This is a genomic window from Roseateles oligotrophus (genome assembly GCF_025717515.1).
Classification (GTDB): Bacteria; Pseudomonadota; Gammaproteobacteria; order Burkholderiales; family Burkholderiaceae_C; genus Paucibacter_A; species Paucibacter_A oligotrophus.
In genome coordinates this window covers 160,370-186,976 of the sequence record NZ_JAJIRN010000012.1, presented here as the reverse complement: position 1 = coordinate 186,976, position 26,607 = coordinate 160,370, and the positions used below count along the sequence as shown (strand labels likewise).

At 64.2% G+C, this 26,607-nt stretch carries 25 protein-coding genes; 14 read left to right on the top strand and 11 right to left on the bottom strand.

Annotated features, from left to right (window positions below; translation table 11 throughout):
- The 3 genes from LNV07_RS24125 to LNV07_RS24115 all read left to right on the top strand — a co-directional run.
- Positions 1-736 (top strand): GlxA family transcriptional regulator (locus LNV07_RS24125; RefSeq protein ID WP_263573755.1); only part of this gene is annotated, 736 nt, incomplete at its 5' end.
- Between the two features lie 409 nt (positions 737-1,145).
- A complete protein-coding gene (locus tag LNV07_RS24120) occupies positions 1,146-1,946 on the top strand; it encodes a substrate-binding periplasmic protein (protein ID WP_263573754.1) in 801 nt (266 codons plus the stop codon).
- A gap of 177 nt (positions 1,947-2,123) precedes the next feature.
- Positions 2,124-2,849, top strand: coding sequence for a substrate-binding periplasmic protein (locus tag LNV07_RS24115; protein ID WP_263573753.1), 726 nt, complete (start codon positions 2,124-2,126; stop codon positions 2,847-2,849).
- A 228-nt stretch (positions 2,850-3,077) separates the two neighbouring features.
- Here LNV07_RS24115 and LNV07_RS24110 read toward each other — a convergent pair whose 3' ends face one another.
- Complete coding sequence (locus tag LNV07_RS24110) at positions 3,078-3,743, bottom strand: EF-hand domain-containing protein (RefSeq protein WP_263573752.1); 666 nt, start codon at positions 3,741-3,743, stop codon at positions 3,078-3,080.
- 289 nt (positions 3,744-4,032) lie between these two features.
- Between LNV07_RS24110 and LNV07_RS24105 the strand changes: the two genes are divergently transcribed.
- The 4 genes from LNV07_RS24105 to LNV07_RS24090 are packed head-to-tail and all read left to right on the top strand — an operon-like array spanning position 4,033 to position 9,381.
- Positions 4,033-6,201 carry a prolyl oligopeptidase family serine peptidase gene (locus tag LNV07_RS24105; RefSeq protein WP_263573751.1) on the top strand — a complete coding sequence of 723 codons (2,169 nt, stop codon included), beginning with the start codon at positions 4,033-4,035 and terminating at the stop codon, positions 6,199-6,201.
- Between the two features lie 32 nt (positions 6,202-6,233).
- A complete protein-coding gene (locus LNV07_RS24100) occupies positions 6,234-7,622 on the top strand; it encodes a M16 family metallopeptidase (RefSeq protein WP_263573750.1) in 1,389 nt (462 codons plus the stop codon).
- A 20-nt stretch (positions 7,623-7,642) separates the two neighbouring features.
- The gene (locus LNV07_RS24095) at positions 7,643-9,061 is read left to right on the top strand and encodes a M16 family metallopeptidase (protein ID WP_263573749.1); all 1,419 of its coding nucleotides are present in this window, start codon (positions 7,643-7,645) and stop codon (positions 9,059-9,061) included.
- Between the two features lie 47 nt (positions 9,062-9,108).
- On the top strand, positions 9,109-9,381 hold the full coding sequence (locus tag LNV07_RS24090; RefSeq protein ID WP_263573748.1) for a helix-hairpin-helix domain-containing protein: 273 nt from the start codon (positions 9,109-9,111) through the stop codon (positions 9,379-9,381).
- Positions 9,382-9,390: 9 nt separating this feature from the next.
- On the opposite strand, the gene LNV07_RS24085 is transcribed toward LNV07_RS24090, so the two are convergent.
- From LNV07_RS24085 to LNV07_RS24075, 3 genes are all read right to left on the bottom strand, one after another.
- A complete protein-coding gene (locus tag LNV07_RS24085) occupies positions 9,391-10,056 on the bottom strand; it encodes a cation transporter (protein ID WP_263573747.1) in 666 nt (221 codons plus the stop codon).
- A gap of 75 nt (positions 10,057-10,131) precedes the next feature.
- The gene (locus LNV07_RS24080) at positions 10,132-10,752 is read right to left on the bottom strand and encodes a hypothetical protein (protein ID WP_263573746.1); all 621 of its coding nucleotides are present in this window, start codon (positions 10,750-10,752) and stop codon (positions 10,132-10,134) included.
- A 33-nt stretch (positions 10,753-10,785) separates the two neighbouring features.
- Positions 10,786-11,271, bottom strand: a complete 486-nt coding sequence (locus LNV07_RS24075; RefSeq protein WP_263573745.1) for a Cd(II)/Pb(II)-responsive transcriptional regulator — start codon at positions 11,269-11,271, stop codon at positions 10,786-10,788.
- Positions 11,272-11,462: 191 nt separating this feature from the next.
- On the opposite strand from LNV07_RS24075, the gene LNV07_RS24070 reads away from it, so the two are divergent.
- The 5 genes from LNV07_RS24070 to LNV07_RS24050 all read left to right on the top strand — a co-directional run bounded on the left by LNV07_RS24070 (position 11,463) and on the right by LNV07_RS24050 (position 16,625).
- Positions 11,463-12,971, top strand: coding sequence for a peptide MFS transporter (locus tag LNV07_RS24070; RefSeq protein ID WP_263573744.1), 1,509 nt, complete (start codon positions 11,463-11,465; stop codon positions 12,969-12,971).
- 99 nt (positions 12,972-13,070) lie between these two features.
- Entirely contained in the window at positions 13,071-13,394 is a 324-nt protein-coding gene (locus LNV07_RS24065) for a hypothetical protein (protein ID WP_263573743.1), read from the top strand.
- Positions 13,395-13,455: 61 nt separating this feature from the next.
- Positions 13,456-14,094, top strand: a complete 639-nt coding sequence (locus LNV07_RS24060) for a Crp/Fnr family transcriptional regulator (protein WP_263573742.1) — start codon at positions 13,456-13,458, stop codon at positions 14,092-14,094.
- Between the two features lie 468 nt (positions 14,095-14,562).
- Positions 14,563-15,939 carry a tRNA uridine-5-carboxymethylaminomethyl(34) synthesis GTPase MnmE gene (gene mnmE / locus LNV07_RS24055; protein WP_263573741.1) on the top strand — a complete coding sequence of 459 codons (1,377 nt, stop codon included), beginning with the start codon at positions 14,563-14,565 and terminating at the stop codon, positions 15,937-15,939.
- 53 nt (positions 15,940-15,992) lie between these two features.
- The gene (locus LNV07_RS24050) at positions 15,993-16,625 is read left to right on the top strand and encodes a LuxR C-terminal-related transcriptional regulator (RefSeq protein ID WP_263573740.1); all 633 of its coding nucleotides are present in this window, start codon (positions 15,993-15,995) and stop codon (positions 16,623-16,625) included.
- Here the strand turns inward: LNV07_RS24050 and LNV07_RS24045 are convergent.
- Complete coding sequence (locus LNV07_RS24045) at positions 16,513-18,594, bottom strand: ATP-binding protein (protein WP_263573739.1); 2,082 nt, start codon at positions 18,592-18,594, stop codon at positions 16,513-16,515. The two genes, LNV07_RS24050 and LNV07_RS24045, sit on opposite strands and share 113 nt — an antisense overlap.
- A 157-nt stretch (positions 18,595-18,751) precedes the next feature.
- Here LNV07_RS24045 and LNV07_RS24040 point away from each other — a divergent pair, with 157 nt between their 5' ends.
- The gene (locus LNV07_RS24040; RefSeq protein WP_263573738.1) at positions 18,752-19,177 is read left to right on the top strand and encodes a hypothetical protein; all 426 of its coding nucleotides are present in this window, start codon (positions 18,752-18,754) and stop codon (positions 19,175-19,177) included.
- 16 nt (positions 19,178-19,193) lie between these two features.
- Here LNV07_RS24040 and LNV07_RS24035 read toward each other — a convergent pair whose 3' ends face one another.
- The 6 genes from LNV07_RS24035 to LNV07_RS24010 all read right to left on the bottom strand — a co-directional run bounded on the left by LNV07_RS24035 (position 19,194) and on the right by LNV07_RS24010 (position 24,845).
- Positions 19,194-20,000, bottom strand: coding sequence for a hypothetical protein (locus LNV07_RS24035; protein ID WP_263573737.1), 807 nt, complete (start codon positions 19,998-20,000; stop codon positions 19,194-19,196).
- Complete coding sequence (locus tag LNV07_RS24030) at positions 20,000-21,028, bottom strand: hypothetical protein (protein ID WP_263573736.1); 1,029 nt, start codon at positions 21,026-21,028, stop codon at positions 20,000-20,002. Before LNV07_RS24030 ends, LNV07_RS24035 begins: the two co-directional genes overlap by 1 nt.
- Before the next feature lie 125 nt (positions 21,029-21,153).
- Positions 21,154-21,387 carry a DUF2805 domain-containing protein gene (locus LNV07_RS24025; protein ID WP_263573735.1) on the bottom strand — a complete coding sequence of 78 codons (234 nt, stop codon included), beginning with the start codon at positions 21,385-21,387 and terminating at the stop codon, positions 21,154-21,156.
- A gap of 33 nt (positions 21,388-21,420) precedes the next feature.
- Positions 21,421-21,972 carry an adenine phosphoribosyltransferase gene (locus LNV07_RS24020; protein WP_263573734.1) on the bottom strand — a complete coding sequence of 184 codons (552 nt, stop codon included), beginning with the start codon at positions 21,970-21,972 and terminating at the stop codon, positions 21,421-21,423.
- A gap of 61 nt (positions 21,973-22,033) precedes the next feature.
- Positions 22,034-23,518 carry a sensor domain-containing diguanylate cyclase gene (locus LNV07_RS24015; protein WP_263573733.1) on the bottom strand — a complete coding sequence of 495 codons (1,485 nt, stop codon included), beginning with the start codon at positions 23,516-23,518 and terminating at the stop codon, positions 22,034-22,036.
- 67 nt (positions 23,519-23,585) lie between these two features.
- Entirely contained in the window at positions 23,586-24,845 is a 1,260-nt protein-coding gene (locus tag LNV07_RS24010; protein WP_263573763.1) for an acyl-CoA dehydrogenase family protein, read from the bottom strand.
- Between the two features lie 181 nt (positions 24,846-25,026).
- Between LNV07_RS24010 and gshA the strand changes: the two genes are divergently transcribed.
- Positions 25,027-26,580: a glutamate--cysteine ligase gene (gshA, locus tag LNV07_RS24005; RefSeq protein ID WP_263573732.1), complete on the top strand. Its 1,554-nt coding sequence runs from the start codon at positions 25,027-25,029 to the stop codon at positions 26,578-26,580.
- The last annotated feature ends 27 nt before the right edge of the window (positions 26,581-26,607 follow it).

The following is a 26,607-nucleotide window of genomic DNA, read 5'->3' as shown; positions in this document are numbered from 1 at the left end:
GAGGCTGATTCCCTGGTTGCAGCGCCGCGCGCCTCAAGTGCGGCGCATGGGCAGCGTTTGCACCGGCGCCTTTGCGCTTGCCGCGGCCGGGCTGTTCGATGGCCGGCGTGTCACCACGCATTGGCAATACTGCGGGCGCTTGGCCGCCATGTTTCCGAAGGTCTTGCTGGAGCCGGATGCGATCTATGTTGCCGATCCGCCGCTCTACAGCTCGGCCGGCATCACCGCCGCGATTGACTTGTCCTTGGCGCTGGTCGAGGCCGATCTCGGTCAGGCGCTAGCCTTGCAGGTGGCGCGTGATCTGGTGCTGTATCTGCGCCGGCCGGGTGGGCAGTCGCAATATTCGGCCGGCCTGCAGGCGCAGACGCAGGCGAGCGGCAAGTCGGGTAAGGCGGGGCAACGCTTAGGGGAGTTGTTGAGTTGGATGGCCGAGCATCCGGCCGTGGACTTGAGCATTGGCGCGCTGGCCTTACGCGTACATATGAGCGAGCGCCATTTCGCAAGGCTGTTCTTGAGCGAGACCGGGCAGACACCGGCGCGCTTTGTCGAAGCCTTGCGGCTGGACCGCGCCAAGTCGCATCTAGAGCAGACGAGCTGGCCTTTGGCGCGGGTCGCGCAGCGGGCCGGCTTCGGGTCGGTGGATAGCTTGCAGCGGAGTTTGAAGCGGCATCACGGGATTACGCCGGAGGAGTATCGGGGGAGGTTTTCGGGGGTAGGGAGTGGGGCTGTGCTTTAGGCGTTAGCTCCCAATGACAAGACGCTTACGCTCATCGGCTTCGGTTAATTTGCTCTACCCGCACGATGCCGGGACTTGCCTTCGGCGAAACCTTCGGTTTTCGCCCCGGCGGCCGACCCTGCCGCATGGCCCTGCGGGTCCGCTCGGTGCTCAAATTTGCCGGGCCGCGCCCAACTCGCTTCGCGACGCCCGCCAAATTCTCCGCTCCTCGCCCATGCAGAAGGGGTGAACTCCAAAGAACACGGCCCCTTCAGGCGGCTATGGATGGAGCACTTGACGCGGTTTGGGAGCTAGCCTCACTCAGATTGGAAAATCGAAACAGCGTGCTTTCCTCGGGGGCACCGGCGCGCTATTCTGACTGACGCCTCGCCAAATCGCCACAATGTCCCCAGTTCCAGATGCCTCGAAGATGAAACCCACACTCGCCCCGTACAACTCTATCCGCAAGACTTTATGGCACTTGGTGTGCTGGTTTTTGTTGTTGCTGCCGGCAAGTGCGTTCGCGCGCGAATTGAAGTTCGTCGGACCCGACCAGCCGCCGTATTTCTGGCTAGCCGACGGACGGCCCACCGGGGCGTTTGTGCAGGCGCTGGATCTCGCCTGTGCCCGGCTAGGCCATACATGTGGCTATGAAGTGCGTCCAATGGCGCGCGCTTGGGCCGAAGTCAAGGCGGGCTATTTCGATGGCGTGGTTGGCCTCTCGTTCAACAAAGACAGGGCGGACTTCCTGTTCAACCCTGCCCCGATCTTCCCCGCCAATGTGGTGTATCTGCGCGTTGCCGGCAAGAACAAAGCTTTGCGCAGCGAGGCCGAGTTGAACGGCGTGATGATTGGCGTGGTCCGGGGATCGACCAGCGCAAGAAAGCTGCGTGAGCGTCAGGCGCGCATCGAACAACTGAAAATCAGCGAAGAGACGAATGTCGAAACCTTGGTCAAGCTTTTGAAGCTTGACCGTTTCGGCGCCGACGGTGCCATCTTTGGCATTGGCCCTTCCTTTGTCTTCGAGGCGCGCAGGCAGGGGGTAGCGTTGGAGCCCATCCTGGTGGCCGACATTAACCACTTGGGCGTGGCCTTCTCGCGCAAAGCCCTTGACGATGCCGAGGTCGATGCCTTCAACGTTGAATTCAAGGCCATGGCCAAGAGCGGGGCAATCAGAAGGATTTCCGCCCAGTACGGACTGCTGGACACGCCGCGAGACAGTGCCCGGTAAGACGGTTGCGTATGTGGCAGAGAAGCAGTCCTCGCGCACCAACTTTCTAAGCGCGACGAAGCAAGAACCCTATTCAAAAACCTGGGGCAGTCCTCAAATTTATAGGCAAGACCTGACCCCGAACCCCCACCCGATTGCCAAAGGCACTACACCCGACCATTGCGGCTAAAGTCGGTCATGGCGAACGGGCGCAAATCATGGTGGCTGGTTTTCTTGATGGTGGGCGTCAGCTCATTGGCCTGGGGCCAGGAGTTGGTGTTTCTGGCGCCGAAAAGCCAAACCATGCCGCTGGCCGACTTTCAGGGCGACCGGCTGGTGGATGGCATCGTTAAAGATCTGAGCGAGGCGATCGGCGCCCGGCTGGGCCTGCCGGTGCGCTTTCTGGCCATGCCCAGCAAGCGCTTGGCCAAGGCACTTGCCGACGGCGAGGCCGATGGCGTTTGCTATGTGCTGCCGCTTTGGATCGATGGCAACTTCCACTGGAGTCGGCCGCTGATACCAACCGCCGAGGTGATCGTGGCCAACCCGCCTGCGCCACAGCTGCGCCAGCTGACCGATTTGGCGGAGCAGCCGGTGGGCACCGTGCTGGGCTATCGCTACCCGCTGATCGATGCCGCATTGGGCGAGCACTTTCGGCGCGAAGACGCGCTCGACATGGGGCTCTTGTTCGCCAAGCAGCGACTGGGCCGCACGCGCTACGCCATCGTCGATCAACTCAGCCTCTCGTATCACATGAAAATCGACCCCAAACTGCGCTTGCGCAGCGATCTGGTGCTGAGCCGGTCGGTCAACCGCTGCGCGTTTTCACGCAACAGCAAAGTGCCTATCAAATCGATCGAGCGGGCCATCGACGCATTGGTGGCCGATGGCGAGGTCGAGCGCATTCTTGGCCGCTACCGTTGAGGTAGCGCAACGCCGTGTGGGCAGGGTATTCGCGCCTCGGCTTTGCTGGGCCTTGCGCAGCGGTTCGCCGCCGGCGACGAAACCCGAAGGTTTCGCGAAAGGCAAGCCCCGGCATCGTGCGGGTAGAGCAAGGCAATCGAAGCGGATTGGGAATAGGCGCTTCACCGCCGTCAATGCCCTATCTCTGATCGCTCATGCCCACGCTGGGCTACCCCTAGTCCCTTTTCTTCACTCGATGCTGGCCGCCACTTCTTGATAACGCTGCAGCGCCAGCGCGCTCGCAGCCCGAACAGCCGACGCGGCCGTCGCGTTCTTTGCACCTTGGGCAGCCTCGTTTGCTGCTTGCTTCGGATGCTGAACCGCATAGGCCTGCCGTTCGGGCTCGGTGACCTTGCCATCCCGGTTGGCATCTTCTTTTTCGTAGTTGGTCGATACGCTGCTGGAACTGCCGGCCGCGCTCGCGCCACCGCCCGCCCCCGGCGGCGGCCGATGAGGTCGGCCCGCGCCCTGGCTGCGGCCCGCAGCCGCGCCGGCACTTTCGTCGCCGTCTGCATCAGCGCCGGCACGTCCACCGCCTGCCGGCCCTTGCGCCAGCGCTTGCTTGAACTCGGCCTGGCTCAGCTGGCCATTGCCATCCGCGTCGGCCTTGCCGAGGGCCTGCTCGATGTCTTCTTGCTTGAGCTTTGAAGAAGAAGAGGCGGCGGCGTCCGCCTTGCGTGCACCTTCGGGCGATATCTTCACCAAATAGGCGGCCGCCTCAGATGCCGTCACCGAACCCTTGCCTTCGACGTCGATTTGTTTGAACACATCCTCGGCCCGGGGTGGAAGACGCGGCGGCGGTGCAGCGCGGGCGTTGGCAGGAACGGCAATCGGGCTAATGCTGCTTGCATTCATGGCGGGGGTACTCGGGGCTATAGAACATCAATCAAAGTACTGGCCTGTCGACTCTTGCGTGTTGGGTCGGGTCGGGTCGAATTGAATCGAAACCAGCGTCTGAATTTGTTTTCGACCTGGCCATGACCGAACTTGCCCATCTTTACCTTGCACAACATAAAAGCCCCGAGGAAACCCGCAATCGGCACTGTTTTGGGGCAAATAGCGACCCGTGCCTTTCGTCATATGTGCTCTGGCTTGCCAGAATGCGTCAGCTCCAAACGGGGACTGAATGAACAGGACAATGACGATGACTCTGCAGAAAAAGATGGCCCACAAGGCCTTGACCCTGGCCGTTTTGACATTTTTGGCGCTGAACCAAGCGCAGGCGCAAAGCGCCCCGACCTACCCGGTCAGCGCCAAGGTCGAGCAAACCGACAGCTATCACGGCACCCCGGTGGCCGACCCCTACCGCTGGCTGGAAGACGACAACAGCGAGCAAACCAAGGCCTGGGTCAAGTCACAGAACCAGGTCACCGACGCCTTCCTCGCCGCGATGCCGCAGCGCCTGCCGGTGCGCAAGCTCTATACCGACCTCTACAACTTCGAAAAATTCGGTATCCCCTTCAAAGAGGGCGCCCGCTATTTCTGGACCCGCAACAACGGCCTGCAACAGCAGGCCGTGCTCTACACCGCCAAGTCGCCGAGCGACACGCCCGACATTGCGCTCGACCCGAATACGCTGAGCAAGGACGGCACCGCAGCATTGGGCGGTTATGCCGCCTCGCGCGACGGCAAGTTGCTGGCCTACGGCGTCGCCGCTGCCGGCTCCGACTGGCAGACCTGGAAGGTGCGTGACCTGACGACCGGCCGCGACCTGGCCGACAAGCTGGAATGGGTGAAGTTCTCGGGCGCGGCCTGGACGCCGGACGGCAAGGGCTTTTTCTACTCCCGCTACGAGGAGCCGGCCGAAGGCGCCTCACTGACCGGCGCCAACTATTTCCAGAAGCTGTTCTATCACCGCCTCGGCACGCCGCAATCGGAAGATCAGCTGGTCGCCAGCAATCCGAGCGAGAAGGAATGGGGCTTCGGCAGCGAAGTCTCGGACGACGGCAAGGCCGTCTTCATCACGGTCTGGAAGGGCGGCGAGAAGAACGGCCTGATGGTGTTGCCGCTCGTCAAGGGCGGCTATTCGGCCAAGGCCAGCGGCGAGCCCAAGGCAATCAGCCTGGCCTTTGACGCCCAATATGTGCCGGTGGCCTTGAATGGCAATACCTTGATCGTGAAGACCGACAAGGACGCGCCACGCGGCCGCCTGGTCGCCATTGACCTGAAGGCCTCGCGCAAGCAGCCCTGGAAGACCTTGGTGGCCGAGGGTGCGGACGCGATGACCGGTGCCTCGGCGGTCGGCGGGCGCCTGCTCTTGAGCTATCTGCGCGACGCGTCCACCCTGGTGCGCATCCATGACCTCAAGGGCAAGCCACAAGGCGAGGTCCAACTGCCCGGCGTCGGCACCGCGAGCGGCTTTGCCGGCCGTACGTCCGACAAGGAAACCTTCTTCAGCTACACCAGCCTGACCACGCCGACCGAGACCTATCGCTTCGACGTGGCCGCCAACAAGGCGACCCTGTTCAAGCGCCCGCAGACCGCCTTCTTTGACGCCGAGCAGTTCGAGACCCAGCGCGCCTTTGTCACCAGCAAGGACGGCAGCCGCGTGCCCATCTTCATCGCTCACAAAAAGGGCCTGCTGCTGGACGGCAACAACCCAACCCTGCTTTATGGCTACGGCGGCTTCAATGTGCCGATGACGCCGAGTTACGGCATTACGGCGGCGACCTGGATGAAGATGGGCGGCGTCTATGTGCTGGCCGCCATCCGCGGCGGCGGCGAGTACGGCTCGGCCTGGCATGAGGCCGGCACCAAGCTCAAAAAGCAAAACGTGTTTGACGACTTCATCGCCGCCGGCGAATGGCTGATCGCCAACAAGTACACGCAGCCCGCCAAGCTGGCGATCAACGGCGGCAGCAACGGCGGCCTGCTGGTCGGCGCGGTGGTCAATCAGCGGCCCGATCTGTTCGGCGCGGCCGTTCCACAGGTCGGCGTGATGGACATGTTGCGCTACCAGAAGTTCACCATCGGCTGGGCTTGGGAGCCCGACTATGGTTCCAGCGACAAGGCAGATGAATTCAAGGCGCTGCTGGCCTATTCGCCGCTGCACACCATCAAGTCCGGCGCGGCTGTCAAGTACCCGGCGGTCATGGTGACCACCGGCGACCATGATGACCGCGTCGTGCCTGCACACAGCTTCAAGTACACGGCGGCGCTGCAGGCGGCGGACACGGGCGCTGCGCCCAAGCTGATCCGGATCGAGACGCAGGCTGGCCACGGCGCCGGCAAGCCGACCTCCAAGATCATCGAGGAGCGCGCCGATATGCTGTCCTTCATCGCCAACACCTTCAAGATGCCTGTCCAGCCCTGATGGCTTGGCTCCAAACCCGAGAGATGCAACACATGCGAAACAAACCACTCTTCACCGCCTTGTTCGCCGGCCTGGCGCTGTCGTTCTCGGCGCTGGCCGCCGACAGCTGGCAGGTGCCGGTCCACAGCAAGCAGTTGCCTAACGGCCTGACCGTGCTGGTCTCGCCCGACCACAGCTCGCCGACCGTTGGCGTCAGCGTGGTCTACAAGGTCGGCATGCGCCTCGAACCCAAGAACCGCACCGGCTTCGCCCATTTGTTCGAGCACCTGATGTTCCAGGGCACGCCGACCGCGCCCAAAGGCGTGTTCGACAAGGTCATCACCGGCGGAGGCGGCAATAACAATGGCTCGACCCGCGCCGACTTCACCAACTACATCGAGACCGCGCCGGCCTCGGCCCTGGAATCGATCTTGTGGCTGGAAGCCGACCGCATGAAGACGCTGGACTTCAACGCCGCGACGCTGAAGAACCAGCAAGATGTGGTGAAGGAAGAGATCCGCGTCAATGTGCAGAACCAGCCCTATGGCGGCTTTATGTGGATTGATATCGGTGGCCTGGCCTTCGAGAAGTGGGAAAACAATCACGACGGCTACGGCAGCTTCAAGGACCTGGAGAACGCCAGCCTCGACGATGTGCGCGCCTTCCACCGCGACTATTACGGCCCCAATAATGCGGTGCTGGCGATCTCGGGCGACATCACGCCGGCCAAGGGTTTTGCGCTGGCTCAGCAGTATTTCGGCGCGATTCCAAAACGCGCGACCCCGGCACCGAGCGACTTCCGCGAGGGCCTGAACACCGCCGAGAAGCGCCTGCAACAAAGCGACAAGCTGGCGCAGGTGCCGGCGATTGCGGCGGCCTGGAAGATGCCCGCGCGCGCCAGCAAGGACCAGCCTCCCTTCGCGGTGCTGGGCGAGCTGCTGGCCGGCGGCGACGCCTCGCGCTTTTATCAAGGCCTGATCAAGGGGCGCGAGTTGGCGCTCAATGTCGACTCGCTTTACGGCCTGACCAGCGTGTGGGAATACGACGGCCCGACCATCTTTACCGTGTTTGCGCTCTACAAGCCGACCACCACCGCCGACGCCTTGCTGGCCGCGATGGACGAAGAAATCGCCAAGGTCGTCAAAGATGGCGTTGACGACGCGACGCTCAAGCGCATCAAGACCCGCTTGCTGGCCGACTGGTACAACGGCCTGGAGAGCTTTTTGAGCCGCGCCGACACTTTGGCCAAGCTGCAAACGCTGTGGGGCGACGCCAAGGTCGTCAACCAGATTCCGGGCTGGATCGAAGACGTTACTTCGGCCGATGTGCAGCGCGTCGCCAAGACCTATCTGACCGTGGCGAACCGCTCGGTGATTGACCGCAAGCCGGTGGCGATGTTGGCGCCGCCGGCCGATGCCGCCGCCTCTGCCGCCAAGCCTTGAACAACAGGGAGACAAGCCATATGAAACCGAATCTGAACAAGACAATTCTGGCCGCCTTGCTGGCCTTGCCCCTCGGCGCCATCGCTGCCGATGCCATCAAGATGCCGGCCGAGCTGCCCAAGTACGGCCAGGACAAGCCGATCCAGGTGCCGCAGATCAGCAAGAAGTTGCTGGCTAATGGGCTGGAGGTCTGGGTGCTGCCGCGCCAGGGCCTGCCCCGCGTTGACTATGTGCTGGCCCTGCGCGGTGCCGGCTTTGGCGCGGACGGAGCACAAGCACCGGGCCAAGCCAAGCTGCTGGCCGGCCTGCTCAATGAAGGCACGGCCCAGCGCGATTCCCGCGCGATCGCCGAGGCCGCCCAAGGCATGGGCGGCGGGGTGGCGGCCGCACCCGCTAACGACGGCATCACGCTGACCGCCTATGCGCTCACCTCACATGCCGAGGGCATGATGAAGCTGCTGGCCGAAGTGGCGCGCAGCCCGTCCTTCCCCGAGGGCGAGGTGGCGCTGGCCAAGGCCAATGCGCTGCAAGCGCTCAAGGTCGCCAGTGCGCAGCCGGGTTTTCGGGCCAGCAAGGCGCTGAACCAGGCGATCTATGGCGAGCACCCCTATGGCCACAGCCAGGAGACGGCCGAATCGATCGAGGCGACGACGGCCGAGATCTTGCGCGCCGAGCATGTGAAACGCTTCCGCCCGGACCGCGCGCTGCTGGTCATCGCCGGCCGCATCGACGCGGCCGAGGCGATGAAGCTGGCGCAGGCCGCGTTTGGGGACTGGAAGGCACAGGGTCCGGCGCCGGCCGAAATTGCCGCCGCACCCTTGAGCGCCAAGCCGCAACACATCCTGCTGGAGCGACCCGACAGCGTGCAGTCCACCGTGCGCCTGGGCCGCCCCGGCGCGCCGGCCAGCGGCGCCGACCAAGTGCCGCTGCGCCTGACCAGCACCATCCTGGGCAGCGGTTTTTCCAGCCGCATCAACCAGAATCTGCGCGAAGAAAAGGGCTACACCTATGGCGCCAACGCCGGGGCGCGCTCCTACCGCGTTGGCGGCGCCATCACAGGCGGTGCCGATGTGCGCAACGAGGTGACCGGCGCCTCGCTGCAGGAGTTCGTCAACGAGTACCGCCGCATCGGCACGGAGTTGGTGCCGGCGGAGGAGTTGGCGATGAACAAGCGCTATGTGGCCGGCAGCTATCTGCTGACCACGCAGCTGCAAGGCGCGGTGGCGCAGACCCTGGCCAACAACTGGCTGGTCGGCCTGCCGGCCGAGTACCTGGGCCAATATGTGCCGCTGATCCAGAAGGTCACGGCTGAACAGGTGCGCGCGATCGGCAAGACTTATTTCTCACCCGAGACGCAGTCGCTGGTCGTCGTCGGCGACAAGGCGGTGGCCGAGCAGCTGAAGGCGTTTGGGGAATTCAAGAGCAGCGGCGGCAAGTAAGTCAGATCGGGCCCGCCATGCATCCAAGCAAGGTTGAAAGAAGCCGCGTGTTCCGCCTGACTGACCTGCCCAATATCGGCAAGGCCGGCGCGGCGGACTTGGAGCTGCTCGGCATACGCGCCCCTGAACAGTTGATCGGCAAATGCCCGTTTGACATGTACGCGGCGCTGTGCGCCATCACCGGCCAGCGCCATGACCCCTGCGTGATCGATGTGTTCATGTCCGTCACGCGCTTCATGGCCGGTGAAGCCGCGCGGCCCTGGTGGGACTACACGCAAGAACGCAAGCTGAGACTGCAGGCGAATGAGCCCATAGTTTGACGACTTGACTCAGTGCTTATGACCTTCATGCCCATGCTCGGCATGCCGGGACACCGGCTCGCGCAGTTCGGCCCGCGCCAGACTCAAGACCTGCCAGCCACCGCGCAAGGCCAAGCTCGCCATCACGGACGCCACCAGCAAGTCAGGCCAGGCGCTGCCGGTGCCGAACACTCCTAGAGCGGCGGCCAGCACGGCCAGGTTGCCGATCGCGTCATTGCGGGTGCACAGCCAGACGCTGCGCATATTCGAGTCGCCATCTCTGAAGGCATAGAGCAGCCAGGCCACCCCCAGATTGGCCGCCAGCGCAAGCAGGCCGACCATCCCCATGGTGGGGGCATCCGGCGTTAGGCCGTGGCTGAGGTTCCAGACCGCCTTAGCCAACACGAAGCCACCGAAGGCGATCATGCTGACCGCCTTCAGCATCGCCGCGCGGGCGCGCCAGGCGAGCGCGGCCGACAGCACCGCCAGCGTGACGCCGTAGTTCAGCGCATCGGCGCCAAAGTCCACCGCGTCGGCAATCAGCGCCAGCGAACCGCTTGTGCCGCCGGCGGCTAGCTCGACAAAGAACATCGCCGCATTGACAGCCAAGGCGATCCACAGCACGCGGCGGTAGCGCGGCAAATTGGTGATTGCGGATGCGGCCGGCGCGTCGTGATTGCAGCAATGGGCGGACATAGAAGAGGCTTTCCAAGATTCAGTCTTGCCATTGGAAAGCCTGGAGTCGCACCAGGGTCAAGCAGGATTTTCTATCTATCGCGCTGGGCCCGAGGCCGCCGGGCGCGCCGCCTGATTCTGCAGGCGCTGATCTTGGCGCCGCTGCGCCTCACGCTGCGCCCGCTCTTGCTCACGCACACTGGAGATGCGGTCACCCTCGCTCGCGTCGGCGGCGCTGTGCATGTCTTCGGCGCGGCGACGTGCATCTTGCGCACCGCTATGGCTGCTTTGCGCCGCCTGCGCCTGGCGACTGATGTCCCAATCGGCGGCGGCGTAGCGCCCCTGGCCCTTGCTGCATTGGCGGGCGCGGCGCACCTCGTCTTGCATAAAGGCCTTGGCCTCGGGGCTCAGGCTGATCGAGCTGGCACGGGTCTCCATCGCGCTGATTTCCAGTTCGCCGGGACAAACATTCGCTTCCGGGCGATGACCCGTGTTCGGGTTTTGCATCGCACCGCTGGCGGCCTCGGCAGCCGGCTTCTTGACCGCTGCGTCGACCACATTGGCCTGCAAGCTGCGTGATGGCAGCGCCTCGCCCGCTGCTTGGCAGGGGCGATCCGAGTATTTGATCTGATCGCCGACTTGACATTTCCAGACCTCGCCGGCCGACGCGCTGCCGGCAATCAGAGCGGCCGACAAAAGCAAGCTGGCTCTGAACATGGCTTGAACTCCTGAACTTCCTTTCATCATGACCTAACTCTTCAAGCCAACGGTTTGTCGCGGCGCCGGGCTGGCCGCACCAACATCGCCATGGCAGGCGCAAGCCTCGCCATGCGCGGCCGCCACCAACTCCCCCAAGATACCGCAGCCCTGTGCACCATGCTGCGCATGCTGGCCGTCGCAGCGACTCTTGAGCGCCACCAATTGCTGCTCCAGCGCCCGCATGCTGATGAGCCGGGCGCGCACACGTGCGAGTTGCGCATCGACCAAGCCGTCCACGCTGGCCAGTTGGGCCGGGTCCCGGCTGTTCAGGCTGGCCAGCAGCAAGCCGATATCGGCCAGCGACATGTCCAAAGCACGGCCATGGCGGATGAAGGCCAAGCGCTCCAGATGCGCTTGCGCGTAGTCGCGGTAGCCGTTTTCGCTGCGCGCCGGGCCGGGCAGCAGGCCGGTTTTTTCGTAAAACCGAATGGTTTCAATGTCGACGCCGGTGGCGCGACTCAGGGCTCCGATTCGCATGATGAAGTGACCTCCGACATGGAGCATAGCTCAATCCATGAAGTAGCTACAGGGAATTGCTCGGTTTTACCCTCAAAGACTGGGGTTATGCCTGCCCAAGGAGCGGCCTCGCAGCGGTGACAATGCGGCCTCGCCGTGCGGCCATAAGCCGAGCGCAGAGCGACAAGCTTTCTTCTCTTTGGGTCAATCACATGACAGCCACAACCATTCCGAACTCGCCGGCTCAAACAGCCGACACGAGCAACAGCACCAGCACCCGCCAACCGGCCGGATTGAAGGTGATTTTCTTCACCGAGATGTGGGAGCGCTTCAGCTATTACGGCATGCGTGCTTTGCTGGTCCTGTATCTCGTCAATTCGCTCGGCTACGACCGCCAGAATGCGCTCGCCCTCTACGGCCTGTACACCGGCCTGGTCTACCTGACGCCGATGATTGGCGGCGCCCTGGCCGACAAATACCTGGGCAAGCGCCGCGCGGCGGTGATCGGCGCCTTGGTGATGGTAATGGGCCACTTTGCGATGGCGTTCGAGCCGCTGCTGCATGTCGCACTCGGTCTGTTGATCGTCGGTAACGGCTTCTTCAAGGCCAACACGACCTCGATGGTCGGCGACTTGTACAACGGCGAAAGCGACCCGCGCCGCGCCGGTGGCTATTCGATCTTCTATATGGGCATCAACCTGGGCGCCTTCCTGGCGCCGGTGGTGGCCGGCACGCTGGGCGAGAAGCTCGGCTGGCATTACGGCTTCGGCGCCGCCGGTGTCGGCATGACGCTAGGCCTGGTGCAACTGCTGTGGGGTCAGCGCCTGCTCGGCCGCGCCGGTTTGAAGCCGGGCCAAGAAGCCATCAGCCTGCGCGACACCGGCACCATCCTGACATGGGCTGGCGCTTGCGTCGCCTTGGTGTACGGCGTTCTTGCCGGCTGGTCGGTGATCGGCCCTTGGCACGCGGCCTTGCCGGCGGCCTTGCGCGCCTTGCTGAGTGTGGCGGTCATCGGAGCCATTCTTTGGACCATCGCTAGGCCCAGCAAGGGCGTCGAAGTGGCGCCGCTGACCAAGGCCGATTTCGGTCGCGTGGTGGGCATGCTGATCGTGATGGTGTTTGTGATCGCTTTCTGGACCGGTTTTGAGCAGGCCGGCGGCACGATGAATTTGTTCGCCGACAAGCAAACCGATCGCGATCTGTTCGGCTTCAATGTGCCGGCTTCCTTGTTCCAGTCGATCAACCCGCTGGTGATTGTGATGATGGCGCCTGTCTTCGCGATGCTGTGGACCCGCATGGATCAGAGCCGCTTCGCCTTGTCCGATATTGCCAAGCAGGCCATCGGCATGGTGGTGCTGGGCTCGGGCTTCTTGGTGATGGCGCAGGCGCAAAACTTGGCCGACCTGAACGGCAAGGTCGGCGCGCAATGGCTGGCCATGGTCTATGTGATTCACACGATTGGTGAGTTGATGTTGTCGCCGGTGGGCCTGTCGATGGTCTCGCGCATCGCACCCGCCCGCCTGGCGGCGCTGTTGATGGGGGTGTGGTTCCTGGCCAATGCGGCGGCCAACTACCTGGCGGGTTCCTTGGAGCACATGCTCGAAGGCTCGGGCATGCCGCTGTACCCCTTCTTGGCGGCGCTGTCGATTGGCGCCGGCTTGGTGCTGCTGCTGATCACGCCCTTGTTGAACCGTTTGATGGGGCTGGGCAAAAGCGCCTGAGTCTGCACAAGACAGGCCGTAACCGAGGCCGCCGCGCCAGGGTCAGCAGACCCGGCCCGGCGGCCTTTTTCATGGCCGACTCAAATCTGTGGCAACCAATTGCGCTGCCGCGACGGACGCGATGCCGCAAGGCTGCTCGACACGCTGCAGGCCGCCACTACCGAAGGCCGCCGCAGCTTGCTGAATTTGGGCGAAGGCCGTGGCTGCGCCAATGTGGTGGTACTGCCGCTGAGCCGCGATGCGGAGCAAGCCGCCGTCTTGCTGCTCTTGGAGCGCCCTCATCTGTACGGAGAGCTGGCGGCCCAATGGTTTGCCCTGCAATACGGCTTCACGCCAACGGAGGCGCTCAGCGCCAACAGCATCGGCGACTTATTGCATCGATTGGCTGTATTGCCGCCCTTGATGATGAGCGACCTCAACTAGTCTGGAAAGCTTTCGCAGCGGTGAGGCCGTAAGCTGCTAAGTTGCGGCGACAATCCGCGCCATGGACTCAGACGCACCCATCACCGCTCAAGATTTTTCAAACCTGGGGCAAAGCTTGGCACTGCTGGCGACACGCGGTCTGGCCCGCAGTTATCGGCGCGGCACCGTCCTGATCGAAGAAGGCTCGCAGGGCGATAGCTTGTACCTGGTGCTTTCCGGCTGCCTGCGGGTCTATGGCTGCGACGCCCGAGGCCGCGAAGTAACCTACGGTATCTACGGTGTCGGCGAGTACGTCGGTGAAATGAGTTTGGACGGCGGCGTGCGCTCGGCCAGCGTCATCACCGAAGAGGCCTCGCGTTGCGTGATGCTGACCCGCGCCAGCCTCTTGGCGCATATCGCCGAGCATCCCGAGTTCGCTTTCGAGTTGTTGACCAAGGTGATTCGCCGCGCCCGTGCGGCCACCTTGTCGACCAAGCAACTGGCGCTGAACGATGTCTATGGGCGCCTGCGCGCCTTGCTGGAATCGTCATCGGCCGGCGGCGATGACATCTTGCTAACCCACCAAGCCATGGCCCATCGCCTGGGTTGCTCGCGCGAGATGGTCTCAAAGCTTGTCAAGGATCTGGAGCAGGGCGGCTATCTGACTCGGGTCGCAAACGGCCGCTACCAGCGGCTGCGCGCCTTGCCGAGCCGCTGGTGAGCCAACTCTCGGCCCGGCCCGAGTCAAAATTCACATAAATGCCCGCTAGCCCCCCACTTGGGGGCTATTGTTATTTGGCGCGCAGGACTCAAATCAAGTCATGCGGGGTAGAGATTCTCAGCCGGTAGTTTTGAACCGGTGTGCGAACAGGCCAGCGGCCAAGCCTCATGCGAGCGCTTGATCCTGCCTCCCCCGCGCCAAATATGCTGCCCCCACGCGTCGGGCCTACCGACGCTGCCCCCCCGAGGGGGCGCTGAACCGGCTTGGGGCTGAGCCCGGACTCAAACAGGCCAGTGGCCTGTTTGTGCCTGGCGAAGGACTCAGGCCTGCGGCCTGAGGCGGCCCGGCGCCGGTTCTTGTTGCCCCCACGCGTCGGCCTACCGACGCTGCCCCCCGAGGGGGCGCTGAACCGGCTTGGGGCGGCCCGGCGCCGGTTCATACCAAGACAGCATCGGAGAGAATCCCCCCATGCTGTCCCAACGCCAAGCCCCCATCGCCGCCATCGCCACCGCCCCCGGACGCGGAGCCGTCGGCATCGTGCGGGTGTCCTCCCCGCAAGACCTGACCCCCTTGATAGACGCCATCTGCGCGCGCCAATTGCGCCCGCGTGAGGCAACTTATCTGCCCTTTTGCGATGCCCAAGGCCAGGCCATCGACCAAGGCCTGGCGCTCTTGTTCCCCGCACCGCATTCCTACACCGGCGAGCATGTGCTGGAGCTACAAGCGCATGGCGGGCCGGTGGTGCTGCAACTGCTGCTGGCGCGCTGCATGGAGGCGGGCGCGGGTCTGAATATTCGTTTGGCCGAGCCGGGCGAGTTCACCCAGCGCGCCTTTCTAAACGGCAAGCTCGACCTGGCGCAGGCCGAGGCCGTCAGTGACCTGATCGACGCCAGCACCGAGGCTGCAGCGCGCAGCGCCGGCCGCGCGCTGGCCGGCGCACTTTCAAAAGAGGTCGGCGAGCTGCGCGATGCGCTGATCAAGCTGCGCATGCTGGTCGAGGCGACGCTGGACTTCCCCGAGGAAGAGATCGACTTTCTGCAACAAGCCGATGCGATGGGCCGTTTGGCTCATCTGCAGGCCCGCCTTGATGCGGTGCTGGACCGCACCCAGCAGGGCGCGCTTTTGCGCGAGGGCATCAAGGTCGTGCTGGCCGGCCAGCCCAATGTCGGCAAAAGCTCGCTCTTGAACGCCTTGGCCGGCGCCGAGCTGGCCATCGTCACCGCCGTGGCCGGCACCACGCGCGACAAGGTCAGCCAGACGATTCAGATCGAAGGCGTGCCGCTGCACATCAGCGACACCGCCGGCCTGCGCGACACCGACGACGAGGTCGAGCGCATCGGCGTGGCGCGCAGCTGGGAGGCGATTGCCGATGCCGATGTGCTGCTCTTCATGCATGACCTGACTCGCGTTGGCCAGCCGGCTTACGAGGCCGAGGACAAGCTGATCTCAGCCCGCTTGGCTAATGTGCCAGCCGAGCGCATCCTGCAGGTCTTCAACAAAGCCGACGCGGCCCAGCTTGAGGGTTTGCCGGACGGCGCCCTGCTGCTGTCGACCAAGTCCGGCGTCGGCCTGGCCGAGCTGCGCCAGCGCCTGCTGCAGCAAGTCGGCTGGCATGCCACGCCGGAAGGCCTGTTCATCGCCCGCGAGCGCCATGTCCAGGCGCTCAAGCGCACGCGCGAGCATCTGGTTTTGGCGATGGCCGTCGCGAGCCAAGAACCGCCCGCCTTGGACCTGTTCGCCGAAGAGCTGCGCCTCTCGCACGACGCGCTTGGCGAGATCACCGGAACCTTCAGCGCCGACGAGTTGCTGGGCGAAATTTTCAGCAAGTTTTGTATCGGCAAATAGCGATACTTGCATGTAGAGACCGTAACGAAAAAACCCAAGGGAGCAGGCAAGGCATGCAGGCATTGTTGATAGACGACCACCGACTGTTCCGCGACGGCATGAAGTCGCTGCTGATGCAATGGCGCGCCGACCTGCAGATCGTGGAGGCGAGCACACTTGAGCTGGCTCGCCAGGCTTTGCAGGAACAGAACGGCGGCTTCGACCTGGTCTTGCTTGACCTGACCCTGCCGGACTCCAGCGATGCGCTGCACACGATGCGCCAGGTCTTGCAGGTGGCCGGCCGGGCGCCGGTGGTGGCGGTGTCCATGCTGCCGCCCAATACCGAGCTGATCAGCGCCGGCGCACGCGGCTATATCCACAAAAGCGAAAGCGCCAACGTGATGCTGGCCTCGCTGGACCTGGTGCTGGCCGGAGGTAACTGCATCCCTGCAGGCATGCTGCGCTCAGACCCGGCGGCTCTTGACGACTTCAACAACGTGCTGAGCGAGCGCCAGCAGCAGGTTTTGACGCAGATGGCGGGCGGCCTGTCGAACAAGGAAATTGCCCGCGTGCTGGCGATTTCCGAGGGGACGGTCAAGGTGCATGTGCACCGGATACTGCAACAGCTCGGCGCCACCAGCCGCGCCAAGGCGACCCTGCTGGCACAGCGTCGAGGCTGGCTGCAGGCCGCTGGCACAGCGCATTGATCAGGCGGGCGAGCTCATGCTCGATCCGCCAGCCGGCCGGCTCAAGCCGCAAAATTTGCTGAGCCGGCCAGGATGAGGCCGCTCCGACCTCATGGGCTTCTTGGGCCTCATCGCTGAGCAGCACATCGGCGCGGCAATCCAGCTGCTTCAGCTCCTGCTGCAAGAGGCCGGCATCCGGCGCCTGCACAACGGCCATGCCCCAGTCGCTCAGCACCGCGCCGAGCAACTCGGCATGCAGGGGCTCGCGCAGGGCCACGGCCACCACCCGGTCGGCGATGGCGGCACGGGCGGCAAACAAGGGGCTGCCCGGCGCCGCGCTGCGCAAGGCCATCGGCAGGGCAATGCTGAAGCGGCTGCCACTGCCGGGCCTGCTGCGCAGGGCCAGTTGCAAACTCAGTTGTTCGGCAATCTCGCGCACCAAGGACAGGCCCAGCCCCAAGCCGCCCGGCGTGCCGCTGATGAAGTCGTCAAACAAGCGGTCCACCAGCTGTGCCGGCACGCCCCCGCCGCCGTCGTAGACCTCCACGCGCAGCGCCAAGCCGCATGACCGGGCCGCCAGCAAGACCCGGCCGCTCCCGGCCCTGTCCCCCTCGCCACGCGCCATGCAGGCGCTGACCGCATTGGCGACCAGATTTCTGAGCAGCCGTTCGGTCAGCGTCGGGTCGCCCACCACCCAGGCCTGCGTGGGCCGCGCTCGCACCGCGCCGCTCGGATGCAGCAGCGCCGCCTCGCGCGCAATCTGCGCCAGCATCGGGCCGAGTGCAAAGGCGCGCGGCGTGACGCTGCGGATTTCGCCCTCCAGCCGCGCGGTGTCGAGCACGCTGTGCATCACCCGTCCGAGCGCCTGCGATGCTTGCTGCACATCATTCAAGATGCGCTGACTCGGCGCCGGCAAGCCTTGCAGGGCGAGGGTTTCCAGGCCCAGCCGCATGGCCTCGAAGGGCGGCTGCAGATCATGCGTGGTGGCGGCCAGAAAGCGCGCCTTGCTGGCACGCATGCGGGCGGCCTCGCGCTGCGCTCGCTCGGCCAGGCCCTGATGCAGCGCGATCAACTGCTGCCAATGCCAGCGCGCCTCGGCCACCGCCGCGCTGAGCAGCAGGCTGACCGCGGCAAAGGCCAGGAACAGGAACTGCGTGTCCAGCAAGCTCATCGGCGCATTCAGGCGGCGCACCGCCATCACCAAGGCCACGCTCAAGACCAGGTTCAAAACCGCGGCGGCCAGCGGCGGCAGGCGCATCGCGGCCAGGGCCAGGGGCAGCAGCAGCAAGTACCAGCGCCCCTGCGCCACCGCCGGCAAGCCGGTTTGCGGCGCCGCCATTGCCAGGCCGAACAAGGTGACCGTTAGCAGCAGGATCAACAAGGCCTCGGGCCAGGGCCGCTCGCCCTCCCTGGCGCGCGGTGTACGGCGTTGCCGCCAAAGATCGCGGCCATGCAGGGCCAAGGGCACGACCAAGAGCACGCCGAGAAAATCACCGACGAAAAACGACATCACCACATTGCTGTACTGCGCCGCCTCTACCAGGCCGCAGAACACATTGATGGCCACCAGGCTGGCGGCAATGCCCAGATTGGCCAAGGCCATGATGGCGATGAAGAGCACCGCATCGCGCAAGCGGGTGAGGCCGCGAAAACCCAGCCAGCGCAGCGCCAGCACGGACGAAGCCACGCCAACGCAGATCACCGCGCTGGCCAGCGGCCACAGCAAGGCATGGTCGGGCAGGTAATAGGCGATGCCCGTCAACAGGGCCGCCAGCGCCAAGGTCGGCAGATAGCGCAGCCCGCCAATCAGCAGCAAGGCAAAGCCGACACCTCGCCCCGGATACCAGGCGCTGGCCCCTTGCGCCACCTCGAAGGCCATCGCCAGATGATGCAGATTGAGCCAGGCGGCGCAGAACAGCAGGGTGATCAGCAGATCGCGCAGCAAGGCCGGGCCCCAGGGGCGGGCGCGGGAATCCAGGTTCAATTTCATAGGCAAGCCGAGAGGACGGCGGAGGCTTCGGTTTGTCTGTACGGAGGAAAGCTGCAGTGTCGATGCAGGGCCGGCCAATGTCTGTATATCCATCGATATAGCGCCGCGCATCTTCATGCATATGGCCGCGCGGGTCGGCCTTGGCCACAATTGGCGCATGGGCCTCATACAAACCAGCAGCAGCGCAGCGACCGAGAAGGCCTGCACCAAGACGCGCAAGGAACGGGCTGGCGATGGTTGGTGCAGTGACTATATTGGGCTTCGCAAAATGAACGAAAACGGCGACGCCGCGGCCAAGCGCCCCATCAATGAGCAGCCCTTGATCGACGGCTACCGGCTGGATTTGCAGCGCCAGATTGCCAGCCTGCAATCACGCTTGATCAAGGCCGATCTTGATCTGCTGATGGCGGTGGGCAAGGAGCGCGAGGCCTGCGCTGCGCTGGTCGAGGCCAGCACAGAATCGGCCCGCACCGATGCGTCGCGGCGGGCCGGCATTCCCCAGCCCATGGCTTGTCCGATAGCGAAAGCGATTCGAGAGCGCGCCGATCAGAGCTGCAGAAAGCGACTAGATGACGCCGTCTAGGCTGTGGATGGCGCGCTTAGAAGCTGCGCTGCACGCCCGCTTCTACACCCGCGCTGCGTAGATCATGCCTGGGCTGCAAGGCGCCGCCGACCGCCACCCCTTGGCGCCACAGCGTGCTCGCTGCACCCGCGCCAACCCGCTCCTCGCGCCAACGAAGACCCAAGCTGGCCCGCCAAGCTTCGGCCCAAGGCGCAGACAGCCATTGCAGTTGCAGCTCGCTCTGCCGCATGGCGCCGGTTCGCAGCGTGGTTTCATCGGCAATCGGCAGCGCGATGCGCACCCGCCCGCTCGGGCCGCCGCCCAGCCAGGCGCCAAGGCGCCAGCGCGACTCGCCCCAGGCGGCGCCCTCCGAGAGCAGACCCAAGGCATAGATCCAATGCCCATGCTGCTCCGGGTAGCCAAGCACCGCTCCCGTCGTCGCCAACTCGCGCCGCGTCTGTTGGTGCTGCATCCGCATACCGAGCTTGAGCCCATCGAACAAGGGCCGCTGCACGCTCAAGCTCCACTCGTTGATGCGCAGCCTGCTATGTGTCTGTACCGACGCGCCGTGGTTGCTCAGGCCTTGGTAATCTCGCCGGCCGGCGCTATGTCGCCAAGACAGATCGGCCGACCAACTGCCGCAGGCCCCGCCGACGGTGAGCGTCGCCTCGGGCAGCTGCCCATGCTCCCGCAGCAAACGCCGACCTTCAGCGTCATGCTCCGTCCATTGGCTGTCATGGGCGCCGGCGCTCATTGCCAGCGCGTCGAGGCCGCAGGCGGCATGCGCTGAATTCGCCCACAGCAAGGGCGCAGCCGCCAGGGCCAGCAGCAGCGCCCGCCACATCAGTACAACTCGCTCCAGGCCTTGTTGACGCTGGTCTCGAAACTGCCGTTGCCGTCGGCATCGAGTTCGATCAAGACACGGCCGTTCGGCTGCACCGTCATCTGCACAACGCTATTGTTGGCGCCCTTGATCACCAACTTGCCCGCCGTCGGGTAGTTCAGATTCGAGGGCATCGTCAAGGCGATCGGCGTGTCGATGCTGAGGGTCTTGCCCTCCAAGGCCGTGCTGGAGAAGGTGCCGCGGAAGATGGCCGAGTCGGTGGACTGGCCATTTGCCTGCGTGGTGGTGCTGATGCTGATGACAAAGCCGGTCATCGTCTGCTGATACTCAAGCGCGCCCATCCGTCCGCTGCTGCTGAAGTTGGGAGCTTCGATTTGCAGACTGGTTTGCGTCGCGCTGCTGCTCGCGATCGAGAGCTTGAGCTCGCCTTTACCGATGGAACTGCTGGTCGGCGTCGTGACCGAAAAGTTATCCAACTTCATCCCTATCGTGGCGCTGAAGTTGGTGGAGTCGAAGACGCCGGACAGCTTGCTCATGCTGATCTCGATGCGCCCGGCCATCAGCGAACTGCCTTCCTTGCATGCGTTGGCCACCATGACGACGCTCTCGCCTTCATCGGGCAGGCCATTGTTGTTGCTGTCGGTGAGCGTGAAGTCGATCTTGCCGCCGTCGCTGCAGGGCTTGGAATCGCTGATGACGGCGCCGGCCAACAGGGCGGGCCGTTTGAACTGCTTCAGCAGACCGGGCAACTGTTTGACCGCGACACCCAAGGCCGAAGGCGCGGCGCCGGCTTGCGCACCATTCAGCAGGTCGCCGGAGTTCAACAGGTAATTGCCGGCGCTCAGCGCCTGTTGCGATGCCGACTGGTAATTGCTCGACGTCAGGCTCAGGGCCTTTTCCGGCACCGGCGTTGCCGAAGCAGGCTCATTGGTGGTGCTGCTGCTGCCTCCACCACCACAAGCGCTCAAGGCCGCAACGGCCAGCAGCGAAACCAGCGGGGCATGGCCCGCCAAAAGATTGACTTTCATGTTTGAAAACTCCCTGTTCTTGCCGCTCTATGTGGCCGGCGCAGGGAGTGTAGAGGTGCCAGCGCCGATCTGCAGGGCTGTCAGACACCCCCTGATGGGGGAGCCGGCAAGCGTCACCGACGCCTTCAGCGCCCGTGCGGGAACGTCGACTTGACGGTCGGCTTCTTGACGCCCTTGCCCTGCGCGACCCAGAGCTTGTAGGCGGTCGAGGTCAACTCGCGCTTCATCAACTGCATCAGCTCGCCTTCGCTGATGGCATGCTCTTGCAACACCTTGTTGTAAGGCGGTTTGTCCTCAAACGCGGTCGCGATCACGCGCTTGATTTGATCGGGGCTGAGACGGGGGATTGGTTTGGCCATAGCCGCTATTGTCGGTCAGTCGGGCCCGAGGATTCAAGCGCCCTCAACGTCCAGCAAGCTGAACAAGGCCAGCCCCTCGCCGCGCAGCTTGGCCGAGCCGCCCAGCTCGGGCAGATCAACGATGGCGCCGCATTCGATCAACTCGGCACCCAGACGCTGCAACAGCCGGGCACCGGCCAGCATGGTGCCACCGGTAGCGACCAGGTCATCAATCAGCACGATCCGGTCGCCCGGCTTGACCGCATCCGAGTGAATCTCCACCGTCGCGCTGCCGTACTCCAGCTCATAACTCTCCGCCACCGTGGTGAAAGGCAGCTTGCCTTTTTTACGGATCGGGATGAAGCCGACGCCCAACTCATAGGCCAAGACCGAGCCGATGATGAAACCGCGTGCATCGAGGCCGGCAATGGCGGTCGGTCTATGGTCAAAGTAGCGGTGCACAAACTGATCGATCAAGACCCGGAACACGCGCGGGTTCGAGAGCAGCGGCGTGATGTCGCGGAACTGCACACCAGCGACGGGCCAATCGGGTACGGTACGAATATGGCTGCGGATGTAGTCGGCGGGGCTGAGGTTGTGGGACATGAGGGCTCATTCCGAGACGCTGCTGAAGCGGCCGATGGTAAACCCAAGTGCTAGCGCGGACTCAGGCCGCCTGTTCGCTGCAAACCAGCCGCGCGCGGCCGTTTTGTTTGGCCGCGTAGAGCGCCGCATCGGCATGCTCGACCAAGCTAACGGCATCGCCCTGCGGACTCGCCACGCAGGCCGCCACGCCCAGACTGAGGCTGAGCTTGCGGCGCAAGGGTGAGGCCTCATGCTCGATGGCGGCCAGCCGGATGCTGTCTAGGCAGCGTTGCGCCACCACCTGCGCACCGGCCAGATCACAATCGGCCAGCAGCAAGACGAACTCTTCGCCACCATAGCGGCAAACCGCCTCGCCGCTGCGCCCGGCGCAGGCGCGCAAGAGCTCGGCCACGCGGATCAAGCATTCGTCACCTGCGACATGGCCGTAGCGGTCGTTGTAAAGCTTGAAGTGATCGATGTCGACCATGATGCAGGCCAGCGGATGGCCATGACGCGCGCTGCGCTGCCATTCCTGCTGCAGCAGCTGATCAAAGTAACGCCGATTGCCCACGCCGGTCAGGCCATCGGTGATCGATTGTTTGGCCAGTTGCGCGTTGGCCTCTTGCAGCGCCACTTCTTGGCGTTTGCGCTCGCTCAGGTCGGTGATGATGCAGACAAAGCTGTGGGCGGTCTCGGTCTTGACCTCGGCCACGCTCAAGAGCAGGGTCATCTCTTGCCCGTCACGATGCCGCGCCGTCATTTCCTGCGGGCTAGCCACCAAGGCTTGAGGACTCAAGCGCGCGCCCATCCAGATGCCGAACAGCAGATCGATATGGCTGCCCACCAATTCATTTGCCGCGAAACCGAACAAGGCCTCGGCGGCCGGATTCAAGGCCAGCACATGTCCGTCGACATCCAGCGTCAGCACACCATTTGGTGTGGTTCGCACAAAGGCCTGCAAATGGGCCTTGCTGGCGGCCAGGCGTTGCTGCTCATGGATCAGGTCGCTGACGTCCATGCGCACGCCGATGATGCCGCCGGCGCGGGTGTGGCGCTCATGGATGCGCACCCAACGGCCTTCATGCACATTCTGCAGCAGCGGCTCGGCCGGCGACTTGCGCGATGCCGCCCTGGCCGCCAGACGCTGCGCCAGCCATTCTTCTTCACAGCCCTTGGCCGCCGGCACACCACCCTGGGCAATCGACTTGCGAACCAGCTCTTCAAAGCGAACGCCGCGCTTGAAGTCGGTCGACATATGCGGGTAGATTTCGAGCAGATGCCGGTTGAACGCGACCAGACGGTCGGATTCGTCAAAAATTTCAACACTGGCCGGCAGCGCCTCAATGGCTTCCTCCAGAGTCCGTTTGGCACTCGCGGTTTCAAGCCAAGCTCGCCGCAGCGCCAAACCACCCAGCAGCAGCATCGTGCCTGCGCCGAGCAAGGCCACGGTCGCCAAACCGGGTTCCGCCGCAGGCCCAATCCATAGACTTCCCGACAGCAACACCATGACCGAGCCGGCGGCTATGGCCAGCAGGTAGCGAGGGTGAAGGGGTTTGAGGCCAAGCATGGGGGGCTAGCCTAAAGCAAACCCCCGCTTTCTGGATAGCACCCCCAAAAGATGGAAGCGTTAACCCTTAGCTTCCGCGCGTCACCGGCATGCTGACTTCGCCCGGCATGGCCATATGCCTTGCCAGCTCCAGCTTGGCGAGCGAGTTACGGTGGACTTCATCGGGCCCGTCGGCCAGGCGCAGCGTGCGCTGGTGCGCCCACATCATCGCCAGCGGCGTGTCGTCGCTGACGCCCATGCCGCCGTAGACCTGGATCGCCCAATCGATCACCTTCAAGGCCATATTCGGGGCGACGATCTTGATCATCGCGATCTCGGCCTTGGCACCCTTGTTACCGACCGTGTCCATCATGTAAGCGGCCTTCAGCGTCAGCAGGCGGGCCTGCTCGATGCTGCAGCGCGCCTCGGCAATACGCTCCTGCGTGACGGTCTGCTGGGCGATGGTCTTGCCGAAGGCGACCCGCGCGATCGCGCGTTCACACATCAGCTGCAGCGCCCGCTCGGCCGCGCCGATGCTGCGCATGCAATGGTGGATGCGGCCGGGGCCGAGGCGCCCCTGCGCAATCTCGAAGCCACGCCCTTCGCCCAGCAAGATATTGCTGGCCGGCACCCGCACATTGCTCAGCCGCAGCTCCATATGGCCATGCGGTGCATCGTCATAGCCGAACACGCTCAAGGGTCGCAGCACCGTGATGCCGGGCGTGTTGGCCGGCACCAACACCATCGCCTGCTGCTCATGTCGGCCGGCCTCCGGGTTGGTCTTGCCCATCACGATATAGATCGCGCAACGCGGGTCGCCGGCGCCGGACGACCACCATTTCGTCCCGTTGATCACATAGTCATCGCCATCGCGCTCGATCCGGCATTGGATATTGGTCGCGTCGCTGGACGCCACCTCGGGTTCGGTCATCAAAAAGGCCGAGCGCATCTCGCCTCGCAGCAGCGGCTCCAGCCACGCGCTCTTGTGGGCCTCGCTGCCGTAGCGCTCAATGGTTTCCATATTGCCGGTGTCGGGCGCCGAGCAATTGAACACCTCGGCGGCCCAGGACACCCGACCCATGATCTCGCACAGCGGTGCATATTCGAGGTTGGACAAGCCCTCGGGCGCCCGACTCGATTTGGGCAGAAACAGATTCCACAGCCCGGCGGCACGCGCCAGCGGCTTCAGCTCTTCGATCAGTTTCGTCGGCACCCAGGCATTGCCGGCGCGCCGGTTCGCCTCGACCTCGGCGAAGAAGCGACGCTCATTCGGGTAGATATGCGCGTCAAAAAACGCCAGCAAGCGCGCCTGCATTTCTTGCACCTTGGGGCTGTAGTCGAAGTTCATCATCAAACATCCTTGATTGGCCGGCAGACACGCAGTGTGGCCCAGCTTTAAGCGCTGGCCTGTCGCCGAGGCGGCAATGTCTTCCACATTAAGATCAGCCCCGCTCAAGACAGGTCTAGCCCGCGTCTGTTACCGTGCGCGGCTAACAAATGAAGTAGTTGCTGAATTGGACGGAAAACGGATGAGCGAACATACACAAGGCGTCAAGGCGAGCGCCATCGCTACGGCCGACTTAAGCGGCATTCGCCGCGGCATCGAGAAAGAAAGCCTGCGCGCAAGGCCCAATGGCCAGCTTGCACTCACACCCCACCCGGCCGCCCTCGGCTCGGCGCTGACCCACCCCCATATCACCACCGACTACAGCGAGTCGCAGGTTGAATTGATCACCGGCGTGCATGGCGACGTGGAAGCCTGCCTGGCCGAGCTGACCGAGGTGCATCAAGGCGTGTACAAGGTGATGCAGGATCTTGGCTGCGGGCAGGAAGCCGAGCGCCTGTGGGTCGGCTCGATGCCTTGCGAATTGCCGACCGACGAGACCATCCCGCTCGGCCGCTACGGCAAATCCAATGTCGGCCGCTCCAAAAGCGTCTACCGCATGGGCCTGGGCCAGCGCTATGGGCGGCGCATGCAGACGATCTCGGGCATCCACTACAACTGGTCGATGCCGGGCGTCACAAGCGAGCAATACTTTGCGCTGATCCGCAACTTCCGCCGCCATTCCTTCTTGCTGCTCTATCTGTTCGGGGCCTCGCCGGCGCTGAGCTCAAGCTTTGTCGAGGGCCGCCAGCACCGCCTGCAAAAGTTCGGCGACCATAGCCTCTACCTGCCGCACGCGACCTCGCTGCGCATGGGTCGCCTGGGCTATCAAAGCGACGCGCAATCGGCGCTGGCGGTCAGCTACAACTGCCTGAGCAGTTACGCCGACTCACTGCAGGAGGCACTGACCCGGCCCTACCCGCCCTATGCGGCGATTGGCGTGCGCAACCCGGGTGGCGACTACAACCAGCTCAGCACCAGCTTGCTGCAGATCGAGAACGAGTTCTACGGCACCATCCGCCCCAAGCGCGTGGTGCGCAGTGGTGAGCGCCCACTGCATGCGCTGCGCGAACGCGGCGTCGAATATGTCGAAGTGCGCTGCATGGACCTCGACCCCTTTGTGCCCGTCGGCATCACCGCCCAGACCGCGCGCTTTCTGGATGTCTTTCTGCTGCATTGCCTGATGAGCGCCAGCCCGGCCGACTCGACCGCCGAGATCGCCGCGCTGGGTGAGAACCAGCATCTGGTGGCCGAGCGCGGCCGCGAGCCCGGCCTGCAACTGCTAGACGCAGCGGCGCCCGGTGGCCGCCGGCTGATGAGCGAATGGGGCGCCGAGCTGCTGGATCAATGCGAGCCAATGGCAGCGCTGCTGGACCAGGCACAAGGAAGCCCAGCCCATGCCGAGGCGCTGGCCGCCGCAAGGCGCACGCTGGCCGAGCCCGACAGCACGCCGTCGGCGCGGGTCTTGAGCACGATGGCGCGCGACTTCGACAATCGCTATGTCGACTTCATGCGCCAGCAGTCCGAGCAAACCCGCGAGTTTCTGCTGGCCCTGCCCTATAGCGAGGCGATGGCACAGAAGTTTGCGGCCCAGGCGCGGGATTCGGTGGCGGCGCAACAAGCGATCGAGGCGGCCGACCAATTGCCCTTCGACGCCTATCTGCAGCAGTACATGGCACCCGAGCAGATTCGGGTTTAGCTGGGCCGGCTGCGAGTCACCGAGAGC